The 17,735-nt window shown below is 63.8% G+C and carries 14 protein-coding genes; 7 read left to right on the top strand and 7 right to left on the bottom strand.

All coding sequences use genetic code 11. The features are described from left to right. Positions 1-425: 425 nt before the first annotated feature. The 4 genes from dnaJ to dnaK all read right to left on the bottom strand — a co-directional run bounded on the left by dnaJ (position 426) and on the right by dnaK (position 4,225). On the bottom strand, positions 426-1,544 hold the full coding sequence (gene dnaJ, locus QMG84_RS05115) for a molecular chaperone DnaJ (protein WP_202072192.1): 1,119 nt from the start codon (positions 1,542-1,544) through the stop codon (positions 426-428). A 1-nt stretch (position 1,545) separates the two neighbouring features. Next, a complete protein-coding gene (locus tag QMG84_RS05110) occupies positions 1,546-1,938 on the bottom strand; it encodes a HepT-like ribonuclease domain-containing protein (RefSeq protein ID WP_281930919.1) in 393 nt (130 codons plus the stop codon). Further along, positions 1,935-2,225: a nucleotidyltransferase family protein gene (locus tag QMG84_RS05105; RefSeq protein WP_281930917.1), complete on the bottom strand. Its 291-nt coding sequence runs from the start codon at positions 2,223-2,225 to the stop codon at positions 1,935-1,937. Before QMG84_RS05105 ends, QMG84_RS05110 begins: the two co-directional genes overlap by 4 nt. A gap of 101 nt (positions 2,226-2,326) precedes the next feature. Continuing rightward, entirely contained in the window at positions 2,327-4,225 is a 1,899-nt protein-coding gene (dnaK, locus tag QMG84_RS05100; RefSeq protein ID WP_281930916.1) for a molecular chaperone DnaK, read from the bottom strand. 320 nt (positions 4,226-4,545) lie between these two features. Here dnaK and QMG84_RS05095 point away from each other — a divergent pair, with 320 nt between their 5' ends. The 7 genes from QMG84_RS05095 to QMG84_RS05065 all read left to right on the top strand — a co-directional run bounded on the left by QMG84_RS05095 (position 4,546) and on the right by QMG84_RS05065 (position 14,005). After that, positions 4,546-5,640 carry an efflux RND transporter periplasmic adaptor subunit gene (locus tag QMG84_RS05095; RefSeq protein ID WP_202072188.1) on the top strand — a complete coding sequence of 365 codons (1,095 nt, stop codon included), beginning with the start codon at positions 4,546-4,548 and terminating at the stop codon, positions 5,638-5,640. A gap of 12 nt (positions 5,641-5,652) precedes the next feature. Further along, a complete protein-coding gene (locus tag QMG84_RS05090; protein ID WP_281930914.1) occupies positions 5,653-8,775 on the top strand; it encodes an efflux RND transporter permease subunit in 3,123 nt (1,040 codons plus the stop codon). Next, positions 8,772-9,386: a TetR/AcrR family transcriptional regulator gene (locus QMG84_RS05085; RefSeq protein WP_202072186.1), complete on the top strand. Its 615-nt coding sequence runs from the start codon at positions 8,772-8,774 to the stop codon at positions 9,384-9,386. The genes QMG84_RS05090 and QMG84_RS05085 overlap by 4 nt, the downstream gene beginning before the upstream one ends. Positions 9,387-9,489: 103 nt before the next feature. Further along, positions 9,490-10,314 (top strand): carbon-nitrogen hydrolase family protein, encoded by an 825-nt coding sequence (locus QMG84_RS05080; RefSeq protein WP_281930912.1) that lies wholly within the window; start codon positions 9,490-9,492, stop codon positions 10,312-10,314. 219 nt (positions 10,315-10,533) lie between these two features. Then, on the top strand, positions 10,534-10,869 hold the full coding sequence (locus QMG84_RS05075; RefSeq protein ID WP_202072184.1) for an integration host factor subunit alpha: 336 nt from the start codon (positions 10,534-10,536) through the stop codon (positions 10,867-10,869). A gap of 90 nt (positions 10,870-10,959) precedes the next feature. Continuing rightward, positions 10,960-13,053 (top strand): ABC transporter ATP-binding protein/permease, encoded by a 2,094-nt coding sequence (locus QMG84_RS05070; RefSeq protein ID WP_281930908.1) that lies wholly within the window; start codon positions 10,960-10,962, stop codon positions 13,051-13,053. A gap of 229 nt (positions 13,054-13,282) precedes the next feature. Next, a complete protein-coding gene (locus QMG84_RS05065; protein ID WP_281930906.1) occupies positions 13,283-14,005 on the top strand; it encodes an RlmE family RNA methyltransferase in 723 nt (240 codons plus the stop codon). Between the two features lie 210 nt (positions 14,006-14,215). Here the strand turns inward: QMG84_RS05065 and QMG84_RS05060 are convergent, their stop codons facing one another. The 3 genes from QMG84_RS05060 to map form a co-directional block, all read right to left on the bottom strand. Next, on the bottom strand, positions 14,216-15,562 hold the full coding sequence (locus QMG84_RS05060; RefSeq protein ID WP_434085985.1) for a DHA2 family efflux MFS transporter permease subunit: 1,347 nt from the start codon (positions 15,560-15,562) through the stop codon (positions 14,216-14,218). Between the two features lie 304 nt (positions 15,563-15,866). Beyond that, the gene (radC, locus tag QMG84_RS05055) at positions 15,867-16,598 is read right to left on the bottom strand and encodes a RadC family protein (protein WP_281930902.1); all 732 of its coding nucleotides are present in this window, start codon (positions 16,596-16,598) and stop codon (positions 15,867-15,869) included. Further along, entirely contained in the window at positions 16,595-17,434 is an 840-nt protein-coding gene (gene map, locus QMG84_RS05050; RefSeq protein WP_281930900.1) for a type I methionyl aminopeptidase, read from the bottom strand. The genes radC and map overlap by 4 nt, the downstream gene beginning before the upstream one ends. Positions 17,435-17,735 lie beyond the last annotated feature (301 nt).

Genomic DNA, 17,735 nt, shown 5'->3' with positions numbered 1-17,735 from the left:
AAATCGCGGGTGCTGAAGCGTTAATACGCCCTCCACACACAACAACTTGCCCAGTGTTAGGATTTTTCAAAACATCCTGGCTGAACTTGACAGTTGGATTTCCCGACGTTGCACATCCGCCGACAAATAAAGCAACAATCACCCGAGAGAACTTTAACGCCGCATTTTTCATTTTCTTAGTCCTTGAAATACCGACACAAATAAGTCGCTCGCAGACTGGTGGCCGCTTGTCTGCTTAGATATTCTGGCGCGCTTGAGAACTGGAAAGCCTATAACAAACGGCTAAGCTACTGGCAAGGACTGGAGCGGTCGCGTGCTTCCCAGTGCAGCTATGATCAACTGTCATTTCTGCCGAAGAAGCGGACGCGCAAGCGCGCCAAAGTCGCGCGCACAACGGGCAGCCAGATATGGCGAGTCTCGCCCTGCTATCCCCCGAACAAATCCTTCATCCGCGCGAAGAAACCATGCTCCTCGGGATGCGTCTCGTGCGATGATTCCTTCTCGAACTCCGCCAAGAGCTCTTTCTGCCGCTTTGTGAGCTTCTGCGGGGTCTCGACGCTGAGCTGCACATGCAAATCGCCGTGGTCGCGCCCGCGCAGGACCGGCATGCCCTTGCTCTTGGCCTTGATCTGCCGGCCGGACTGGGCGCCCTCCGGCACCTTGATCTTGACCTCCGAGCCGTCGAGCGCATGGACCTTGATCTCACCGCCCAGCGCGGCGCGGACCATCGAGATCGGCACACGGCAATAAAGGTCGGCGCCGTCGCGCTGGAAGAAGGGGTGCGGCTTCACGGACAGGAAAATGTAGAGGTCGCCGGGCGGCCCGCCGCGCATGCCGGCCTCGCCCTCGCCCGCAAGGCGAATGCGGGTCCCGTCCTCGACGCCCGGCGGCACATTGACGGAGAGCGAGCGCTCCACAGTCTTGCGGCCCGAGCCCGAGCAGGAGGGGCAGGGATTCTCGATGATCTCGCCGCGCCCCTGACAGGTCGGGCAGGTGCGTTCGATGGCGAAGAAGCCCTGCTGCGCGCGCACGCGGCCATGGCCGGCGCAGGTGGTGCAGGTCTTGGGCTTGGAGCCCTTCTTGGCGCCCGTGCCGGCGCAGGCCTCGCAGGTCGCCGAGGTCGGAATCTGGAGCGAGGCGGTCTTGCCGTGATAGGCCTCCTCGAGCGTGATCTCCATATTGTAGCGCAGGTCTGAGCCGCGCTCGCGCCCGCCAGAGCGGCCGCGCCGCCCCATGACGTCGCCGAAGAGATCCTCGAAAATATCGGCCATGGAGGCGCCGAAGCCTTCCGACGCGCCGAAGCCCCCCATGCCGCCTTGCTCGAAGGCGGCGTGGCCGAAACGGTCATAGGCCGAGCGCTTCTGCGGATCGGTGAGGGTCTGATAGGCCTCGTTCAGCTCCTTGAAGCGCGCCTCCGCCTCCGCATCGCCGGGATGGCGGTCGGGATGGCATTGCATCGCCATCTTGCGAAAGGCGATCTTCATCTCGACTTCCGTCGCGGTCTTCGAGATGCCGAGGACTTCGTAATAATCGCGTTTGGACATTTTAGTCTTCGGTTGGTCCGTTCGGCGCGCCGCCTAATTGCTCTCCAGCAGCCTCATAAATCGTATCGAGGCGACAAAGCAATTCCGGCACGTCTGACAGCACTGTTTGCCAAATGACGCGAAAGTTCAGCTCGGTATAGCCGTGGGCGATCCGATTGCGCAATCCAACCATGTGTTGCAACGGCAGGTTAGGATGCGCCGCGATAAACTCCCGGTGATCTCGTCCGAGCCGCGTCGCCGCCTCGCCAATAATGAGAAGGCTCATGGCGACCGCCTGCTGCGTTCGGACATCGGCGAGAAAATCCTGTTCCTGCATTCCCTCTATAAAAGACGTGGCTCGGCGACTCGCCTCCAACATTTGGTCGAGGACGAGGAAGACGTTCCGGTCCCTCATATCGGCTCCGCCTCGGAAATCACCTGGGCGCGAATGCGCTTAGGCAGTTCCTGCGGCGTCAGCAGATCAACTCGCACGCCCAGAATACCCTGCAGGTCCATTTGCAGGCCGCCAAGATCGAACAGGGTCGCTCCCGGGAGCGCATCGACCAGAATGTCGATGTCGCTGCCCTCGTGATCCTCCCCATACAGAACGGAGCCGAACACGCGCGGATTGGCCGTGCGGTAGCGAGTCACCGCCGCCCGGACAGCTTTGCGATGTAATTCAAGCGCCGCGGAGGGTCTCATTTGGGGCCTTCCCTGGCCTCACTTGGATGCAACGAAACCCGGCGCTTTCACGCCGGGCTTCCGTTGGCTAGCGCATTCGGCCGCTCGAGGCCAGAGCGCGCTTACTTCTTGTGGTCGTCGCCGACGTCCTTGAACTCGGCGTCGATCACGTCGTCCTTCGGGGCCTCGGCTGCGCCGGCGCCGGTTGCGTCGGCCTGCTGGGCCTTGTACATCGCCTCGCCGAGCTTCATCGAGGCCTGCGCCAGCTCATTGGTCTTGGCCTTGATGGCCTCGACATCATCGCCTTCGAGCGCGCTCTTCAGCGAGGCGATTGCCGCCTCGATCGCGCTCTTGTCGGCGCCGGAGACCTTGTCGCCGTAATCGGCCACGGCCTTCTCTGCCGTATGGATTCCGGCTTCGGCATGGTTCTTGGCGTCGACCAGCTCGCGGCGCTTCTTGTCCTCGGTGGCGTGCAGCTCGGCGTCCTTGACCATCTTGTCGATGTCGGCGTCCGACAGACCGCCGGAGGCCTGGATGCGGATTTGCTGCTCCTTATTGGTGGCCTTGTCCTTCGCCGTGACGTTCACGATGCCGTTGGCGTCGATGTCGAAGGTCACCTCGATCTGCGGCATGCCGCGCGGGGACGGCGGAATGCCCATCAGGTCGAACTGGCCGAGCAGCTTATTGTCCGCCGCCATTTCGCGCTCGCCCTGGAAGACGCGGATGGTCACGGCCTGCTGATTGTCTTCAGCGGTCGAGAACACCTGGCTCTTCTTGGTCGGGATGGTCGTGTTGCGGTCGATGAGGCGCGTGAACACGCCGCCGAGCGTCTCGATGCCGAGCGACAGCGGGGTCACGTCAAGCAGCAGCACGTCCTTCACGTCGCCCTGCAGAACGCCCGCCTGGACCGCCGCGCCGATGGCGACGACCTCGTCCGGGTTGACGCCCTTATGGGGCTCCTTGCCGAAGAACTGCTTCACGACTTCCTGCACCTTCGGCATGCGCGTCATGCCGCCGACGAGCACCACTTCGTCGATCTCGGCCGCCGTGAGGCCGGCGTCCTTGAGCGCCTTCTTGCAGGGCTCGACGGTGCGCTGGATCAGATCGTCGACCAGCGCCTCGAACTTCGCGCGCGTCAGCTTCAGGGTCAGATGCTTCGGACCCGTGGCGTCGGCGGTGATGTAAGGCAGGTTGATCTCGGTCTGCGTGGCGGAGGAGAGTTCGATCTTCGCCTTTTCGGCCGCTTCCTTCAGGCGCTGCAGGGCGAGCTTGTCCTTCGTGAGGTCGATGCCCTGCTCTTTCTTGAACTCGCTCGCGAGATATTCGACGAGCCGGTTGTCGAAGTCCTCGCCGCCGAGGAAGGTGTCGCCATTCGTCGACTTCACCTCGAAGACGCCGTCGCCGATCTCCAGAACCGAGACGTCGAAGGTGCCGCCGCCGAGGTCGTAGACCGCGATCGTGCCCGATTGCTTCTTGTCGAGGCCATAGGCCAGCGCCGCCGCGGTCGGCTCGTTGATGATTCGCAGAACCTCGAGGCCGGCGATCTTGCCGGCGTCCTTGGTGGCCTGACGCTGGGCGTCGTTAAAGTAGGCGGGAACCGTGATGACGGCCTGCGTGACGGTCGAGCCGAGATAGGCCTCCGCCGTCTCCTTCATCTTCTGCAGGATGAAAGCCGAAATCTGCGAGGGCGAATATTGCTTGCCCGCGGCTTCCACCCAGGCGTCGCCGTTATTGGCCTTCACGATCTTATAGGGGACGAGGCCGATGTCCTTCTTGGTCATCGGATCTTCGAAGGTGCGGCCAATGAGGCGCTTGATGGCGAAGAAGGTCTTGTCGGGGTTCGTCACCGCCTGACGCTTCGCCGGCTGGCCGACTAGACGCTCGCCGTCGTCGGTGAAGGCGACGATCGAGGGGGTCGTGCGCGCGCCTTCGGCGTTCTCAATGACTTTGGGGCTCGACCCTTCCATGACGGCCACGCAGGAGTTGGTCGTGCCGAGGTCGATGCCGATAATTTTGGCCATATGTCGTTCCTTTCGCTTTCGAATTTGGACCCCGAAGCGGTCCCTTCGACGCTGCTGGACAGCGGCTCGCCATGAGCCCGCCGCGCGATCCAGAAGCGCTATCGTTCCCCAAGATTGTGTTCGCCCGAGCCTGCCGCAAGGGTTGGCCGCATATAGAAGAAGGAATCCTCCTCGACAAGCGGCATGGAGCCGGCGCTCAGGGCGCTAGCAAGATTCTGACCGTTCGCCGCCCGTCAGGGCTTGACCGCGCGTGACGAGTGATGAATATTGAAATTCATCAGACGTTACTCGTCCAGGCGAGCGGAGGCTCCCTTCATACAATGGCCAAGCTTCATTCATCAATTCCTTCGGCGGTTGCTGGACTTATCGTCGCGCTCGGGCTCGCGGCCTGCGAGCGTCACGACCAGGCGGGCGACGCGTCCAATGATCGGCCTGTGCTTGTCGCTCAGCCGCGGCTCGCGGCGCAGTCGCAGCCGCGGGATTTTGTCGCGACCATCCGCCCGCGCGTCGAATCGGACCTCGGTTTCCGCGTCACCGGCAAGGTTGTGAAGCGTTTCGTTCAGGCCGGCCAAAAGGTGAAGGCCGGCGCCCCCCTGGCGGCGCTGGACGAAAACGACCTCAAGCTCCAGGCGGAGCAGGCCGAAGCCGAATTTGCCGCCGCGAAAATGGTCCTGGCGCAGGCGCAAGGCGACGAGAAGCGCGCGCTTGCCTTGCGCAAGAACGGCTGGACGACCGACGCGGCGCTCGATCGCATTCGCGCCGCCGCGCAGGAGGCGCGCGGGCGCCAGCAACGGGCCGAACGCGCGCTGGAGCTGGCGCGCAACTCGCTCGAATACGCCACCCTTCGCGCCGACGGCGACGGCGTGGTGACTCAAACACTGGTCGAGCCGGGTCAGGTCATGATTGCCGGGCAGACGGCGATCAAGCTCGCTCATTCCGGAGAGCTCGAGGCGGCGGTCGCGCTGCCGGAGGATTTCGTTCCCCTGGCCGACAAAGGGACCGCGACGCTGACGCTATGGTCCAACAAGGGGAAGACCTATCAGGCGAAGCTTCGCGAGCTGAGCCCCGCCGCCGACGCCGCGACGCGCACTTTCGCCGCGCGCTATTCGATCCTCGACCCCGACCAGGCGGTGCAGCTCGGCATGAGCGCGACGCTCGCCATCGCGGCCCCTGGCTCCCAGACCGTTATGAGCGTGCCGCTCTCGGCCCTCTATAATCAGGGCGACGGCCCCTCGGTTTGGAAGGTCGAGGCCGACGGCCGCCTGAAGCTCGCCCCGGTCAAGCTCATCCGCTACGCCTCGGATGCGGCGTTGGTCGCGGGGGAAATCTCCGAAAAAGACCAGATCGTCATGCTCGGCGTCCACAAGCTGGAAGCCGGCCGGAAAGTGCGCGTCATGACGCGCCAGTCGCTTTAGGAGACCGGCGCCATGGGCTTCAACCTGTCGAAATGGGCGGTCTCGCGGCCGGCCCTCATGCTCTTCCTGATGCTGGCGATCGCCGTCGCAGGCGGCTACTCCTATTTGCGTCTCGGTCGCGCGGAGGATCCGTCCTTCACGATCAAGGTGGCGAATGTCACTGCGCTGTGGCCGGGAGCGACGGCGAGCGAGATGCGCGACCAGGTTGCGGATCTCTACGAAAAGAAGCTTCAGACGCTGCCCTATCTCGAGAAGATCGACACCTACACGAAGCCGGGCTTCCTGGCGATGCAGGTGACCTTCAAGGATAATACGCCGCCGAAGGAGATTCCCCAGCTCTTCTATCAGCTCCGCAAGAAGCTCAACGACATCAAGGGCGATCTGCCGGCAGGGGTGCAAGGGCCGCTGGTCAACGACGAATATGGCGACGTCGACGCCGTGCTCTACGCCGTCACCGGCGACGGCGCCGATTACAACATGCTGGACAAGGTCGTCGAAGCGCTGCGCCAGCGGCTCATCGAGACGCCGGACGTCGTGAAGGTCGATGTCTATGGCGAGCAGCTACGGCGCATTTTCGTTGAGTTCAACGAAGCCAAAATCGCCAATCTCGGCGTCGAGCCGCAGGCCATTTTCGACTCGCTCGCCAAGCAGAACGCCGTCAATGACGCCGGCGTCTTCGAGACCTCCTCCAATCGTGTCCGCATCCAGGTTACGGAAGAGTTGAAAGGCTCCGACGCGATCGCCGCCATTCCCGTTCCGGCGAATGGCAAAGTGATCCGGCTGGGCGACATCGCCAATGTCTATGCCGGCTTCGAGGACCCGCCGTCATTTCTTGCGCGCTACAAGGGCCAGCCCGCGCTCGTCGTCGGCGCCGTCATGGCGAAGGGCGGCAATGTCTTCAAATTCGGCAAGGCTGTGACGGCCGCCGTCGACGAGATCCGCGCGAAGCTTCCGATCGGGATCGACATCGACCAGATCGCGGATCAGCCGAAGGTCGTCGAGGACGCGGTTGGCGAATTCACCCGATCCTTCCTCGAAGCGCTCGTCATTGTTCTTGGCGTCAGCTTCGTTTCGCTGGGCTTTCGCACGGGCATCGTTGTCGCGCTCTCGGTGCCGCTGGTGCTCGCCTTCGTGTTCATCTTCATGAATCTGATCGGCGTCGATCTTCAGCGCATCTCTCTCGGCGCGCTCATCATCGCGCTCGGCCTTCTCGTCGACGACGCCATCATCGCGGTCGAGATGATGATGGTGAAAATGGAGCAAGGCTACAGCCGCATCAAGGCCGCGACCTTTGCCTGGGAGTCGACCGCCTTTCCCATGCTGAGCGGCACGCTCATCACCGCAGCGGGATTTCTGCCTGTAGGCTTCGCCAATTCCGCGGTCGGCGAATATACGGGCTCCATGTTCTGGGTGCTGCTCATCGCCCTTCTCGCATCCTGGGTCGTCGCGGTCATGTTCACGCCCTTTCTCGGCGTGAAGCTCCTGCCCGATTTCGGCAAGGGGCATGCCGCGCATGATCCGGACGAGATCTATCGCACGCCGTTCTACAAGCGTCTGCGGGCGCTCGTCACTTGGGCGGTGGACCACCGGCTTCTCGTGATCGCCTCGACGGCGGGCGTCTTCGCTCTGGCGATTTTAGGCATGATCGTCGTGCAGAAGCAGTTCTTTCCCTATGCCGAGCGGCTGGAGCTCTTCTTTCAACTGCGGCTGCCGGAGGGTTCCTCGATCAGCGCCTCTTCGGAGGCGGCGCGGCAGGCCGAGGCGCTCATCAAGGACGATCCCGACGCGGCGTTCTACACGAGCTATATCGGTCAGGGACCGCCGCGCTTCTGGCTCGGCCTCAATCCGCAACTGCCGAACGAAGCCTATTCCGAGATTGTCATCGTCGCGAAAGACATTGCGGCGCGCGAACGGTTGAAGAAAAAGATCGAGGCGGCGATCGCCCATGGCGCCGTGCCGCAAGCGCGCGCTCGCGTCGAACGCTTCAGTTACGGCCCGCCGACAGGCTTCCCCGTGCAGTTCCGCATCATTGGCGACGATCCCGAAAAGGTGCGCGCCATCGCCTATCAGGTGCGCGACGTGATGGCGACGGACGAGGGCGTCGACGATCCGCATCTCTCGTGGAACGAGCAGACGCCAAGCGTGCGGCTCGTCATCGATCAGGATCGCGCCCGTCTTCTCGGCGTGACGCCGCAGGACGTCTCCAATCGCCTGCGCATGGTGATCTCGGGCGTCACCGTCACGACGCTGCGCGACGGCATCGACCAGATCGACGTCGTGGCGCGCGCCGAGCCCGGCGAGCGCGGCGACCTTGCGCGGCTCGGCGACATGGTCGTCTATTCGCGCGACGGCAAGCCGGTGACGGTCTCGCAGGTCGCCAAGATCGTCTATGAGCACGAGGAGCCGATCTTCTGGCGGCGCAATCGCAACATGAACATCACGGTCCGCTCGGGCGTCAAGGACGGCGTGCAGGCGCCCGACGTCTCGACGCGCCTTTGGCCGAAGCTCGCCGAAATCCGCGAGCAGTTGCCGCAAGGCTATCGGATGGAGATGGGCGGGGCCATCGAGGAGTCGGCCAAAGGCAACACCTCGATCTTCGCGGTCTTCCCCATCGTCGGCCTCGCCATGCTGACCATCGTGATGTTCCAGCTCCAGGACTTCACGCGCGTCGCGCTCGTCATGATGAGCGCGCCGCTCGGCCTTATCGGCGCCTCGCTCGCGTTGAATCTGGCGCATGCGCCCTTCGGCTTTGTGGCGCTTCTCGGCCTTATCGCGCTTTCAGGGATGGACATGCGCAATTCGATCATCCTCGTCGATCAGGTGCGGCAGGACCTCGAAGGCGGCGCCAATTATCGCGAGGCGATCATCGGCGCGACGGTGCGTCGCGTGCGTCCGGTGGCGCTGACCGCGCTTGCCGCTATTCTCGCCATGATCCCGCTGTCGCATTCGGCCTTTTGGGGGCCGATGGCGCTGACCATCATGGGCGGCCTGTTCGTCGCGACCTTCCTCACCGTGCTGTTCCTGCCGGCGCTCTATGCGATCTGGTTCCGCAAGCATCTCGACGAGGGCGCCAAGCTCGCGGCGCCGGATGAAGCGGGCCTCCCCGCCGGATTCATCGGCGAGGCGGCGGAATGAGCGCAGTCGAAGACGCCCCCAACGCACGTGAGAACGAGCAGCGCGCGCGGATCGTCGCGACAGCCGAGCGTCTCTTTCGCGAGATCGGCTTTCAGAAGACGACCGTGGCCGATATTGCGCGCGAGCTGCGCATGTCGCCGGCGAATGTCTATCGCTTCTTCGGCTCCAAGTCGGAGATCCATATGGCCGTCGCCCGCCAGTTGATGGGGGAAGTGGAGGCGGCCGCCGAGCGCCTCGCCTCTGGGCCGGGCCCCGCCGCCGAGCGGCTGCGGACGCTGGTGCTGGCGAGCGAAGCTATGAACGCCGAACGCTATTTGGCCGATCGCAAGCTGCACGAGATGGTCGAGGCGGCGCTGAACGAACATTGGCCTTTGATCGACGACCATATCGACCGGCTGGACGCGATCTATGAGCGGATCATCGCCTCGGGCATGGAAAGTGGCGAATTCGCCAAGGGCGACGCCAAGCTCGCCAGCAAGCTCGTTCGCACCGCCTGCGTGCGTTTTTGCCATCCCCACCTGATGGTCGAATTCGCACACCGCCCGCATCCAACGAGCGCGGAAATGGTCGATTTCTGCCTCACGGCCTTACGCGCGGGCGTGGGCTCCTGACCGCGAGGATTTAGCCTATACGCCGCCCGCGGCGCCTGTATAGAATGTCTTATTCGGGTAGAGACGCGCCGCCGCGCGGCTTCAGGAAAACAGCAGAGCGGTAATGAAAGTCACACTGGTTCAGATGAATTCGATTGGCGACAAGGCAGCCAATCTCGCCGCCGCCCGCGCCCTCATCGAGCGGGCCGTCTCCCAGGAAAAGCCGGATTGGATTTGCCTGCCCGAGGTTTTCGACTTCATCGGCGGCTCGCGCGCCGAGAAAATGGCGGCGGCCGAAGAGTTGCCCGGCGGCCCCGCCTATGAGATGTGCCGCGCTCTGGCGCGCGAGCATAAGGTTTTCATCCACGCTGGCTCGATCCTCGAGCGGATTGCGGGCGAAGAGCGGCTCCACAACACCAGCGTCGCCTTCGATCGCGACGGCAAGGAAGTCGCGCGTTACCGCAAAATCCATATGTTCGACATCACCGCGCCGGACGGCGCGAAATATCACGAGAGCGCCGCCTTCAAGCCCGGCGACGAGGTCGTGACCTATGACTGCGAAGGCGTCACGGTCGGCTGCGCGATCTGCTACGATCTGCGCTTCCCCTATCTGTTCCAGGCGCTCGCCGAAAAGGGCGCCGATCTCATCGCGCTGCCGTCGGCTTTCACCCTCGTCACCGGCAAGGACCATTGGGAAGTGCTCTGCCGCGCCCGCGCCATCGAAACGCAGACCTATTTCTGCGCGCCGGGGCAGACCGGCGCCCATAAGGCCGGCCATGAAACGCGCTTCACCTATGGCAATTCGCTGATCGCCGACCCCTGGGGCCATGTCGTGGCCAAGGCGTCGGACGGTCCGGGCCTCGTCTCCACTCACGTCGACGTGGATCGCATCCGCAAGGTCCGGGCGATGATTCCCGTCGCGCAGCATAGGGTGAAGCTGGCGGTTTAGCCGAATCGGATGAGGTTGTGCGGCGCCGTGGCCCCATAAATGTGGCGAAGCGGCGCCACGGCCTTGCATCCCTCTGATTTTTGATTACTATATGGCCTCGTAAGCTGTTCTGCTTGCGAAAATAATCAGTTTCGTCGCGTTGGCCTGAAATTAGAGGAATAGCGTGTCTACGCCGATCCGAAATGATGTGACCGACGCTCGCTTTCGTGTTCGTCCCGCATGGTAAGAAAAATCGACCCAGGCAACACGTTGACGCGCGCCTCTTTGCGAGAGGCCGTCTATAGCTGCTGCCCCACACTATCCCGTGCGGAAGCGCGCAAGATTCTCGACGCCACATTCGAGGAGATCGGCGAGGCTTTGCTGCGCGGCGAGCCAGTCAAACTGCGTTCATTCGGCACCTTCAACGTGCGCTCCAAGCGGGAGCGGGTGGGCCGTAATCCAAAAACCGGCGTCGAGGCCACAATTACGCCGCGCCGCGTGCTCACTTTCAAAGCGTCTCCCGTGCTTGTCGCGCATGTGAACGGCGACGCCATCATTCCCATAGAGGAAGATTGAGAAGTCGCGCCGGCCGTGCATAGGTGAGGGGAGCGTTATTGCGTCCGCGCCTGCGCGCGCTGACGCCGCCATTCCTTCAAAGGGCCAAAGATGCGAAAACTGAGCGCGGCCGTCGCCGCCTTCGCCGTTCTTGCCGCGCTGGTCGGCGCGCATAGGGCGGACGCCGATCTCTTCATCCTCGCCGTCGCCGCCGGACTCTGCGCCGTCACTACCTGGCGCGGGGCCGAGATGTCGACCTTCATGAAGATTTTCGCCGCGATCTTCTCGACCGAAACAATCGTCTTCGGCCTCACGAAGCTTCTCCAGTCAGAGGAGCTGTGGCCTCAGGCGCTCGCGGATTTCGCGCCGCCCGAGAGCATGGCGGTCACCGTCGCGGTATTCTCGATCCTCGTCTACGCCGTCTCCCGCATCGCTGTCGTCCAGGAGATGACGCGCATCGCGGATCTTTATTTCGACGCGCCCGATCGCGGAGAAGCCCGCGTCTGGCCCTTCCCGCGCTTTACGGCCGGAGAGGCGGCGATCGCAACGGCGATGATCGTCGTTCTCGTGCTGATCAATCAGGGGCAGGTCGGCATTTCCGTGCGCCTCTCCTTCTTCAACCGCGACTGGTTCAACGCCATCCAGGAGAAGAACTCGGCGGAGTTCTGGCGCCAGCTTCTCTTCGTCTTCACGCCATGGGCGTTCTTTTACGTCGCCATCGCCGTGATCGAATATGTGCTGAAGTCCATGCTGGTCATTCGCTGGCGCCGCTGGCTCACCGAGCATTATATTCAACGCTGGCTCAGCTCGCATACGCATTACGGCATGGCGCTGGCGGGCGGCGACGCCGACAACCCGGATCAGCGCATCGCCGAGGACGTGAACCGCTTCATCGACGGCGGCGAGGAAGGCTACGGCATCTATTCCTATTCGATCCTGCTCATCTCGACGATGAGTTCGCTCGTCTCCTTCGCCTTCGTCCTATGGGGGCTTTCGGGCGCCTATCCGCTGCCCGGCACGGATATTCACATTCCCGGCTTCTTGTTCTGGGTTGCGCTCGCCTACGCCTCTCTCGGCACGTTGGTGACGCATCTCATCGGCCGGTCGCTGACGGGGCTCTTCTTCGAGCAGCAACGGCGCGAGGCCGACTTCCGCTTCTCGCTCGCGCGCCTGCGCGAATATAGCGAGCAGGTCGCGCTTCTCTCGGGCGAGCACGCGGAGCAGGGCTCGCTGGTGCAGCGTTTCCGCGGAATCGTGTTCAACTATCTGGGGATCGTGCGCAAGCGCAAGCAACTGGTGAGCTTCACCGCTTCCTATGGCCAGCTCTCGCCGATCATTCCCTATGTGATCACCGCGCCCTTCTATTTCGCGGGGAAGATCCAGCTCGGCGTAATGACGCAAACGGCCAGCGCCTTCGGGCGGGTGGAAGGCGCGCTGACCTTCTTCATCACTTATTACACCTCGCTCGCGCAGTACAAATCCGTGCTGGATCGTCTCGCCTCTTTCGACGCCGCGATCGATTCCGCCGAGACCAACCGCGCCCATGTCGTTTCCCGCGCGCCCTCCGATCGGCTGGCGCTCGACGACCTCACTTTGTCGCTGCCGGATGGTCGCCGCATCGTCCATATCGACGCGCTCGTCTTCGAGCCGCGTCAGGCGGCGCTGCTCACCGGTCCGTCAGGCTCGGGCAAATCGACGCTGTTCCGCGCCATCGCCGGCATCTGGCCGCATGCCGCGGGCTCGGTCGTCGTGCCGCAGGGCGCCCGCGTGATGCTCGCGCCGCAGCGCCCCTATATCCCGATGGGCACGCTGGCCCAGGCGGTCGTCTACCCGGCGGACCTCGAGGATTATGCGCGCGCCGACATCGAAGAGGCGCTCCGCGCCGCGCGGCTGGCGCCCTTCGTCGAGCGGCTGGACGAAAGCAATAATTGGGGCCAGCGCCTTTCCGGCGGCGAGCAGCAGCGCGTCGCCATCGCCCGCGCGCTTCTCGCCAAGCCCGATTGGCTGTTCCTCGACGAGGCGACCTCGGCGCTCGACGAGAAGCTGGAGGGCGAGATCTATCGCATGCTGCGCGAGCGCCTGCCGCAGACGACGATCGTCTCGATCGGCCACCGCTCGACGCTGCTCGATTACCACGACCGGCAGATCGAGATGGAAGCCGGCGCCGACGGCCTCTTCGCGCCACGCGACAAAGTGCTGGCGTAACAGGCCAGACGGCGACCGGCCCGCCGTCATTGCGAGGAGCGTAGCGACGAAGCAATCCAGAGCAGCTATAGCGGCCCTGGATTGCTTCGCTTCGCTCGCAATGACGACATTCCCCACAGGCTGAAGGTCTGATCTGGAATCCAGCGCAAAACCCGCAAGACTGTGCTACTTGCCTCTGGGTTCCCGGTCGCGCTTCGCGCGCCGGGAATGACATGCGGAGCGAATGGACATGGCCGAAGGCAAGGGATCGGGGCGCGAGGGCGGACGCTCGCTGAAGACGCGGGTGAAGACCGCGCGCAAGCGTTCGCTCTCCTCCACCCTCTGGCTGGAGCGCCAGCTCAACGACCCCTATGTGGCGCGCGCCAAGCGCGAGGGCTATCGCTCCCGCGCCGCCTATAAGCTCATCGAGATGGACGACCGCTACCATCTCCTCAAACCGGGCGCCCGCATCGTCGATCTCGGCGCCGCGCCGGGCGGCTGGTCGCAGATCGCCGCCGACCGCGTAAAGGTCAAGGACGGCAGAGGCAAAGTCGTCGGCGTCGATCTCCTCGACATGGAGCCGATCCCCGGCGTGCAATTCGCCGTCAAGGACTTCAACGACGAAGACGCGCCGGATTTCATCAAGGAAATGCTCGGCGGCGAGGCCGACGGCGTGATGTCCGATATGGCGGCCAACGCCACGGGGCATAAGCAGACGGACCATCTGCGCATTGTCGCGCTGGCCGAGCTTGCCGCCGATTTCGCGATGGACGTGCTGGCGCCCGGCGGATTCTTTGTCGCCAAAGTGCTGCAGGGCGGCACGGAGGGGCAATTGCTCACGCGCCTGAAGCGCGATTTTGCCGCCGTGCGCCATGTGAAGCCCGCCGCGAGCCGGGCGGATTCAGCGGAGCTTTACGTGCTGGCCACGGGGTTCCGGGGCAAGCGCGCGGAACCGGAAGACATGCGCGCCTGAAGGCGCGCGCAGACTGCTGACAAAGTGGCGGTGACGCCCCTCGTGCTTCGAGACGCCTGCTGCGCAGGCTCCTCAGCATGAGGGGCTTCTGCATCTTGGTCAAACACTTAGGCCTCATCCTGAGGAGCGAGCGAAGCTCGCGTCTCGAAGGACGAGGCCGCCTCGGAGGTTTGTCAACAAACTGAGCGCACCGCTTTGGACCGCGCGCCTTCAGGCGCGCAAAGCCTTCCGCCCCGTCAGCTCGTCGCCCGCATTCGGCGCAAGCCGCACAAAATTCACGATCGACACTGCCGATATCGACGCCACCACAAAAAACGCCGGCGGGAAATCCAGCGCCATCAACGTCCCGCCGCCGTGCAGCGCCCGCGCCGTCTCCAGCGCCGCAGCGCCGATCGCGACGCCGGTCGAGAGCGACAATTGCTGCCCGACCGCCGCAAAGCTCGTCGCATTGCTCATCGATTCGGGCGGAATGTCGGCGTAGCAAATCGCGTTCAGCGCCGTGAATTCCAGCGAGCGGAAGAAGCCGCCGACAAGCAGCATGGTCATGATCAGCCAATGCGGCGTCGCCTGCGTGAAAGAGCCGTTGGCGGCGAGGAATCCCGTGCAGATCAGCGCATTCACGATCAGCACGCGGCGGAAGCCGAAGCGCTTCAAGATCGGCTGCGCCGTCGTCTTCATGACCATGGCGCCGGCGGCGGCGACGAAGGTCAGCAGGCCCGATTCATAGGCGCTGAGTTCGAAGCCGACCTGCAGCAGCAGCGGCAGCAGAAAGGGAACCGCGCCGAGCCCAACGCGAAACAGAAATCCACCATAGATCGCCGCTCGAAAGGTCGGGATGCGCAGCAGCGCAAGGTCGATGATCGGATGTTCCGTGCGCTGTGCGTGAATGAAATAGGCGTAGAGCGCCGCGGCGCCGACGGCGACAATCGCCGCAACCACGACCGGCGGCGCGAAACCACGCCCGAGAATCGTAAAGCCGAAGACGATGAAGGAAAGCCCCACGCCAGATAGCGCGGCGCCCGTCACATCGAGCGGCCGGACATTCTCTTCGTAGAGATCGGGAATGAAGCGCGTCGTCAGCGCGGCGCCGATAAGGCCGATCGGCACATTGATCCAGAAGATGTAGCGCCAGTGAAAATAGGTGGAGAGAAAGCCGCCGAGCGGCGGGCCGATCAGCGGGCCGACAAGGGCCGGAATGGTCAGATAGGCCATGGCGCGCACGATCTCTTGACGCGGCGCCGTGCGCAGCAAGACGAGCCGCCCCACCGGCACCATCATGGCGCCGCCCAGCCCCTGCACCACGCGCGCCGCGACGATCGCCGCGAGTGAATCAGAGAAGCCACAGAGGATGGAGCCAAGCGTGAACACGCCGATCGCCGCGCGAAACACGCGCCGTGCGCCGAATTTATCCGCCGCCCAGCCGGACAGCGGGATGAAGACGGCAAGCGACAGGAGATAGGCGGTGAGCGCGAGTTTCAGCGCCACCGGGTCTTCGTGCAAATCCGCCGCCATCGCCGGCAAAGCGGTGGCGAGCACCGTGCCGTCGAGTTGCTCCATGAAGAGCGCAGTGGCGATGATGAGCGGGGTGATGACGAAGGCGGGCAAATCTTTCCTATTCCGGCGAGGGAAACACGAATTCTGGGGCGTGAGCTCCTCCCTCCCCTTTACGGGGAGGGTGGCCCCGCGAAAGCGGGGTCGGGTGGGGCACGCCACAACGACGTCATCGCGGCGCGAACCCCACCCGGTGGCCTTCGGCCACCGACCTCCCCGTAAAGGGGAGGTATCAGGCGCCAACCATGCCAGACTGCCGCTCAACCGAGCGCCTGCCTTTCCCGCGCTTTGGAGGTAGGGCCGGGAATTGTCAAATCAGCTTCAGCCCCCTGAAGCTGGTCTGCCCATTACGCCCGACGATCAAATGATCATGCACCGCGATGCCGAACGGCTGTGCGATGGTCACGATGTCCTTGGTCATGCGAATATCCGCCGTCGAGGGCGTAGGATCGCCGGAGGGGTGGTTGTGCGCGAGGATCAGAGCGCTTGCGCCAAGCTCCAGCGCGCGGCGCACCACTTCGCGCGGATAGACGGGCGTGTGATCCACCGTGCCGACGCCCTGCACTTCATCGGCGATGAGCGCGTTGCGCTTGTCGAGGAAGAGGATGCGAAACTCCTCGCGCTCGGCATAGGCCATGGCGGTGCGGCAGTAATCGGTCACGGCGGAGAAGGAGGAGAGCACGGTGCGCTTCTCCAGCGCGCCGCGCGCGAGGCGCCGCGCCGCGGCTTCAGTGATCTTCAATTCGGCAATCGCGCCCTCGGAGAGGCCGTCGATCTCGCGCAGACGCTCGGGTCGCGCCGCGACCGCCTCGGCGAAGGAGCCGAAGCGCTCGATGATCGCCTTGGCGAGCGGCTTCACGTCGCGTCGCGGAATGGCGCGAAAGAGCAGCAGCTCCATCAGCTCGTAATCTGCGAGGGCGGTGTCGCCGCCCTCCATGAAGCGATCGCGTAAGCGTTGGCGATGGCCGTGGAAATGGGGGGCTTGCGCCTCCTCCAGGCCTGCCGTCGCGTTCTTTGCCGGCTTGCCCTTCGGCTGCTTCATGAGGCCGCGCGAGGCGCGGCCGAGGGATTGTCGAGACCTTTGGGGGAGAGCGTGAAAATTTCCGCTCCCGTTTCGGTGACGCCAATCGAATGTTCAAATTGCGCCGAGAGCGAGCGGTCGCGCGTCACCGCCGTCCAGCCGTCTGAAAGAATTTTCACCTGCGGGCGGCCGAGATTGATCATCGGCTCGATGGTGAAGAACATGCCCGGACGCAGCTCCACCCCCTGCCCCGGCTCGCCGTAATGCAGAATATTGGGCTCGTCGTGGAAGACGCGGCCGAGCCCATGGCCGCAGAAGTCGCGCACGACGGAGCAGCGCTCGCTTTCGGCATATTTCTGGATGGCCGCGCCGATATCGCCGGTCGTGGCCCCGGGCTTCACCACCGCGATACCGCGCAACAGCGACTCATAAGTGACGTCGATCAGCCGCTGCGCCTTGCGGGGGATCTCCCCCACGGCGAACATGCGGCTCGCGTCGCCATGCCAGCCGTCGACGATGAAGGTCAGGTCGATATTGACGATGTCGCCCTCGCGCAGCGGCTTAGTGTCCGGCACGCCGTGGCAGACGACATGGTTGATCGAGGTGCAGATCGACTTGCGATAGCCGCGATAGTCGAGCGGCGCGGGATAGGCGCCGTTGGCGACGGCGAAATCGAAGACGAGGTCGTCGAGATACTGGGTCGTGACGCCCGGCTTCACGTAAGGAACGAGCATATCGAGGCCCTCGGCGGTCAGCCGACCGGCCTTGCGCATGCCCTCGAAATCTTCCGGCCCATGCAGCTTGATCTGACCGCTCTTGCGGCCGGCGGGGGCGAGATGGGACTCGATGAAGGTCATACGCGCTCGTTTTCGTGTTTTCGGGGGTCGATGGTTATCGACAAGGTAGTGATTTGGCCGCGCAAAGCAAGGACGGCGTGGGAAGCCAAAGGAGTCACACAATCTCGGGGGCCGTCATGGCCGGGCTTGTCCCGGCCACCCACGCCCAGGGGCACAGCCGAACAAGACGCGTTGTCACTATGGGTAAAGTTCTTGCCGGGCTTTGGAGGCTCTTGAGTCCTATTCCCAGCATTCGCTGCGGCTGCGCGGCGTGGATGGCCGGGACAAGCCCGGCCATGACGTGGGAAGCGACTAGGAAGAT

Origin of the sequence: Methylocystis iwaonis (assembly GCF_027925385.1) — a bacterium.
GTDB classification, from domain to species: domain Bacteria; phylum Pseudomonadota; class Alphaproteobacteria; order Rhizobiales; family Beijerinckiaceae; genus Methylocystis; species Methylocystis iwaonis.
This window is presented reverse-complemented; position numbering and strand designations above follow the sequence as displayed.

Excerpts from the sequence above, each read along its gene's own strand:
- QMG84_RS05085 (WP_202072186.1), top strand. The coding sequence starts at position 8,772 with ATGAGCGCAGTCGAAGACGCCCCCAACGCACGTGAGAACGAGCAGCGC.
- radC (WP_281930902.1), bottom strand. The coding sequence starts at position 16,598 with ATGAAGCAGCCGAAGGGCAAGCCGGCAAAGAACGCGACGGCAGGCCTG.
- QMG84_RS05070 (WP_281930908.1), top strand. The coding sequence starts at position 10,960 with ATGCGAAAACTGAGCGCGGCCGTCGCCGCCTTCGCCGTTCTTGCCGCG.
- QMG84_RS05090 (WP_281930914.1), top strand. The coding sequence starts at position 5,653 with ATGGGCTTCAACCTGTCGAAATGGGCGGTCTCGCGGCCGGCCCTCATG.
- map (WP_281930900.1), bottom strand. The coding sequence starts at position 17,434 with ATGACCTTCATCGAGTCCCATCTCGCCCCCGCCGGCCGCAAGAGCGGT.
- QMG84_RS05065 (WP_281930906.1), top strand. The coding sequence starts at position 13,283 with ATGGCCGAAGGCAAGGGATCGGGGCGCGAGGGCGGACGCTCGCTGAAG.
- dnaJ (WP_202072192.1), bottom strand. The coding sequence starts at position 1,544 with ATGTCCAAACGCGATTATTACGAAGTCCTCGGCATCTCGAAGACCGCG.
- dnaK (WP_281930916.1), bottom strand. The coding sequence starts at position 4,225 with ATGGCCAAAATTATCGGCATCGACCTCGGCACGACCAACTCCTGCGTG.
- QMG84_RS05110 (WP_281930919.1), bottom strand. The coding sequence starts at position 1,938 with ATGAGGGACCGGAACGTCTTCCTCGTCCTCGACCAAATGTTGGAGGCG.
- QMG84_RS05075 (WP_202072184.1), top strand. The coding sequence starts at position 10,534 with ATGGTAAGAAAAATCGACCCAGGCAACACGTTGACGCGCGCCTCTTTG.
- QMG84_RS05060 (WP_434085985.1), bottom strand. The coding sequence starts at position 15,562 with ATGGAGCAACTCGACGGCACGGTGCTCGCCACCGCTTTGCCGGCGATG.
- QMG84_RS05080 (WP_281930912.1), top strand. The coding sequence starts at position 9,490 with ATGAAAGTCACACTGGTTCAGATGAATTCGATTGGCGACAAGGCAGCC.
- QMG84_RS05095 (WP_202072188.1), top strand. The coding sequence starts at position 4,546 with ATGGCCAAGCTTCATTCATCAATTCCTTCGGCGGTTGCTGGACTTATC.
- QMG84_RS05105 (WP_281930917.1), bottom strand. The coding sequence starts at position 2,225 with ATGAGACCCTCCGCGGCGCTTGAATTACATCGCAAAGCTGTCCGGGCG.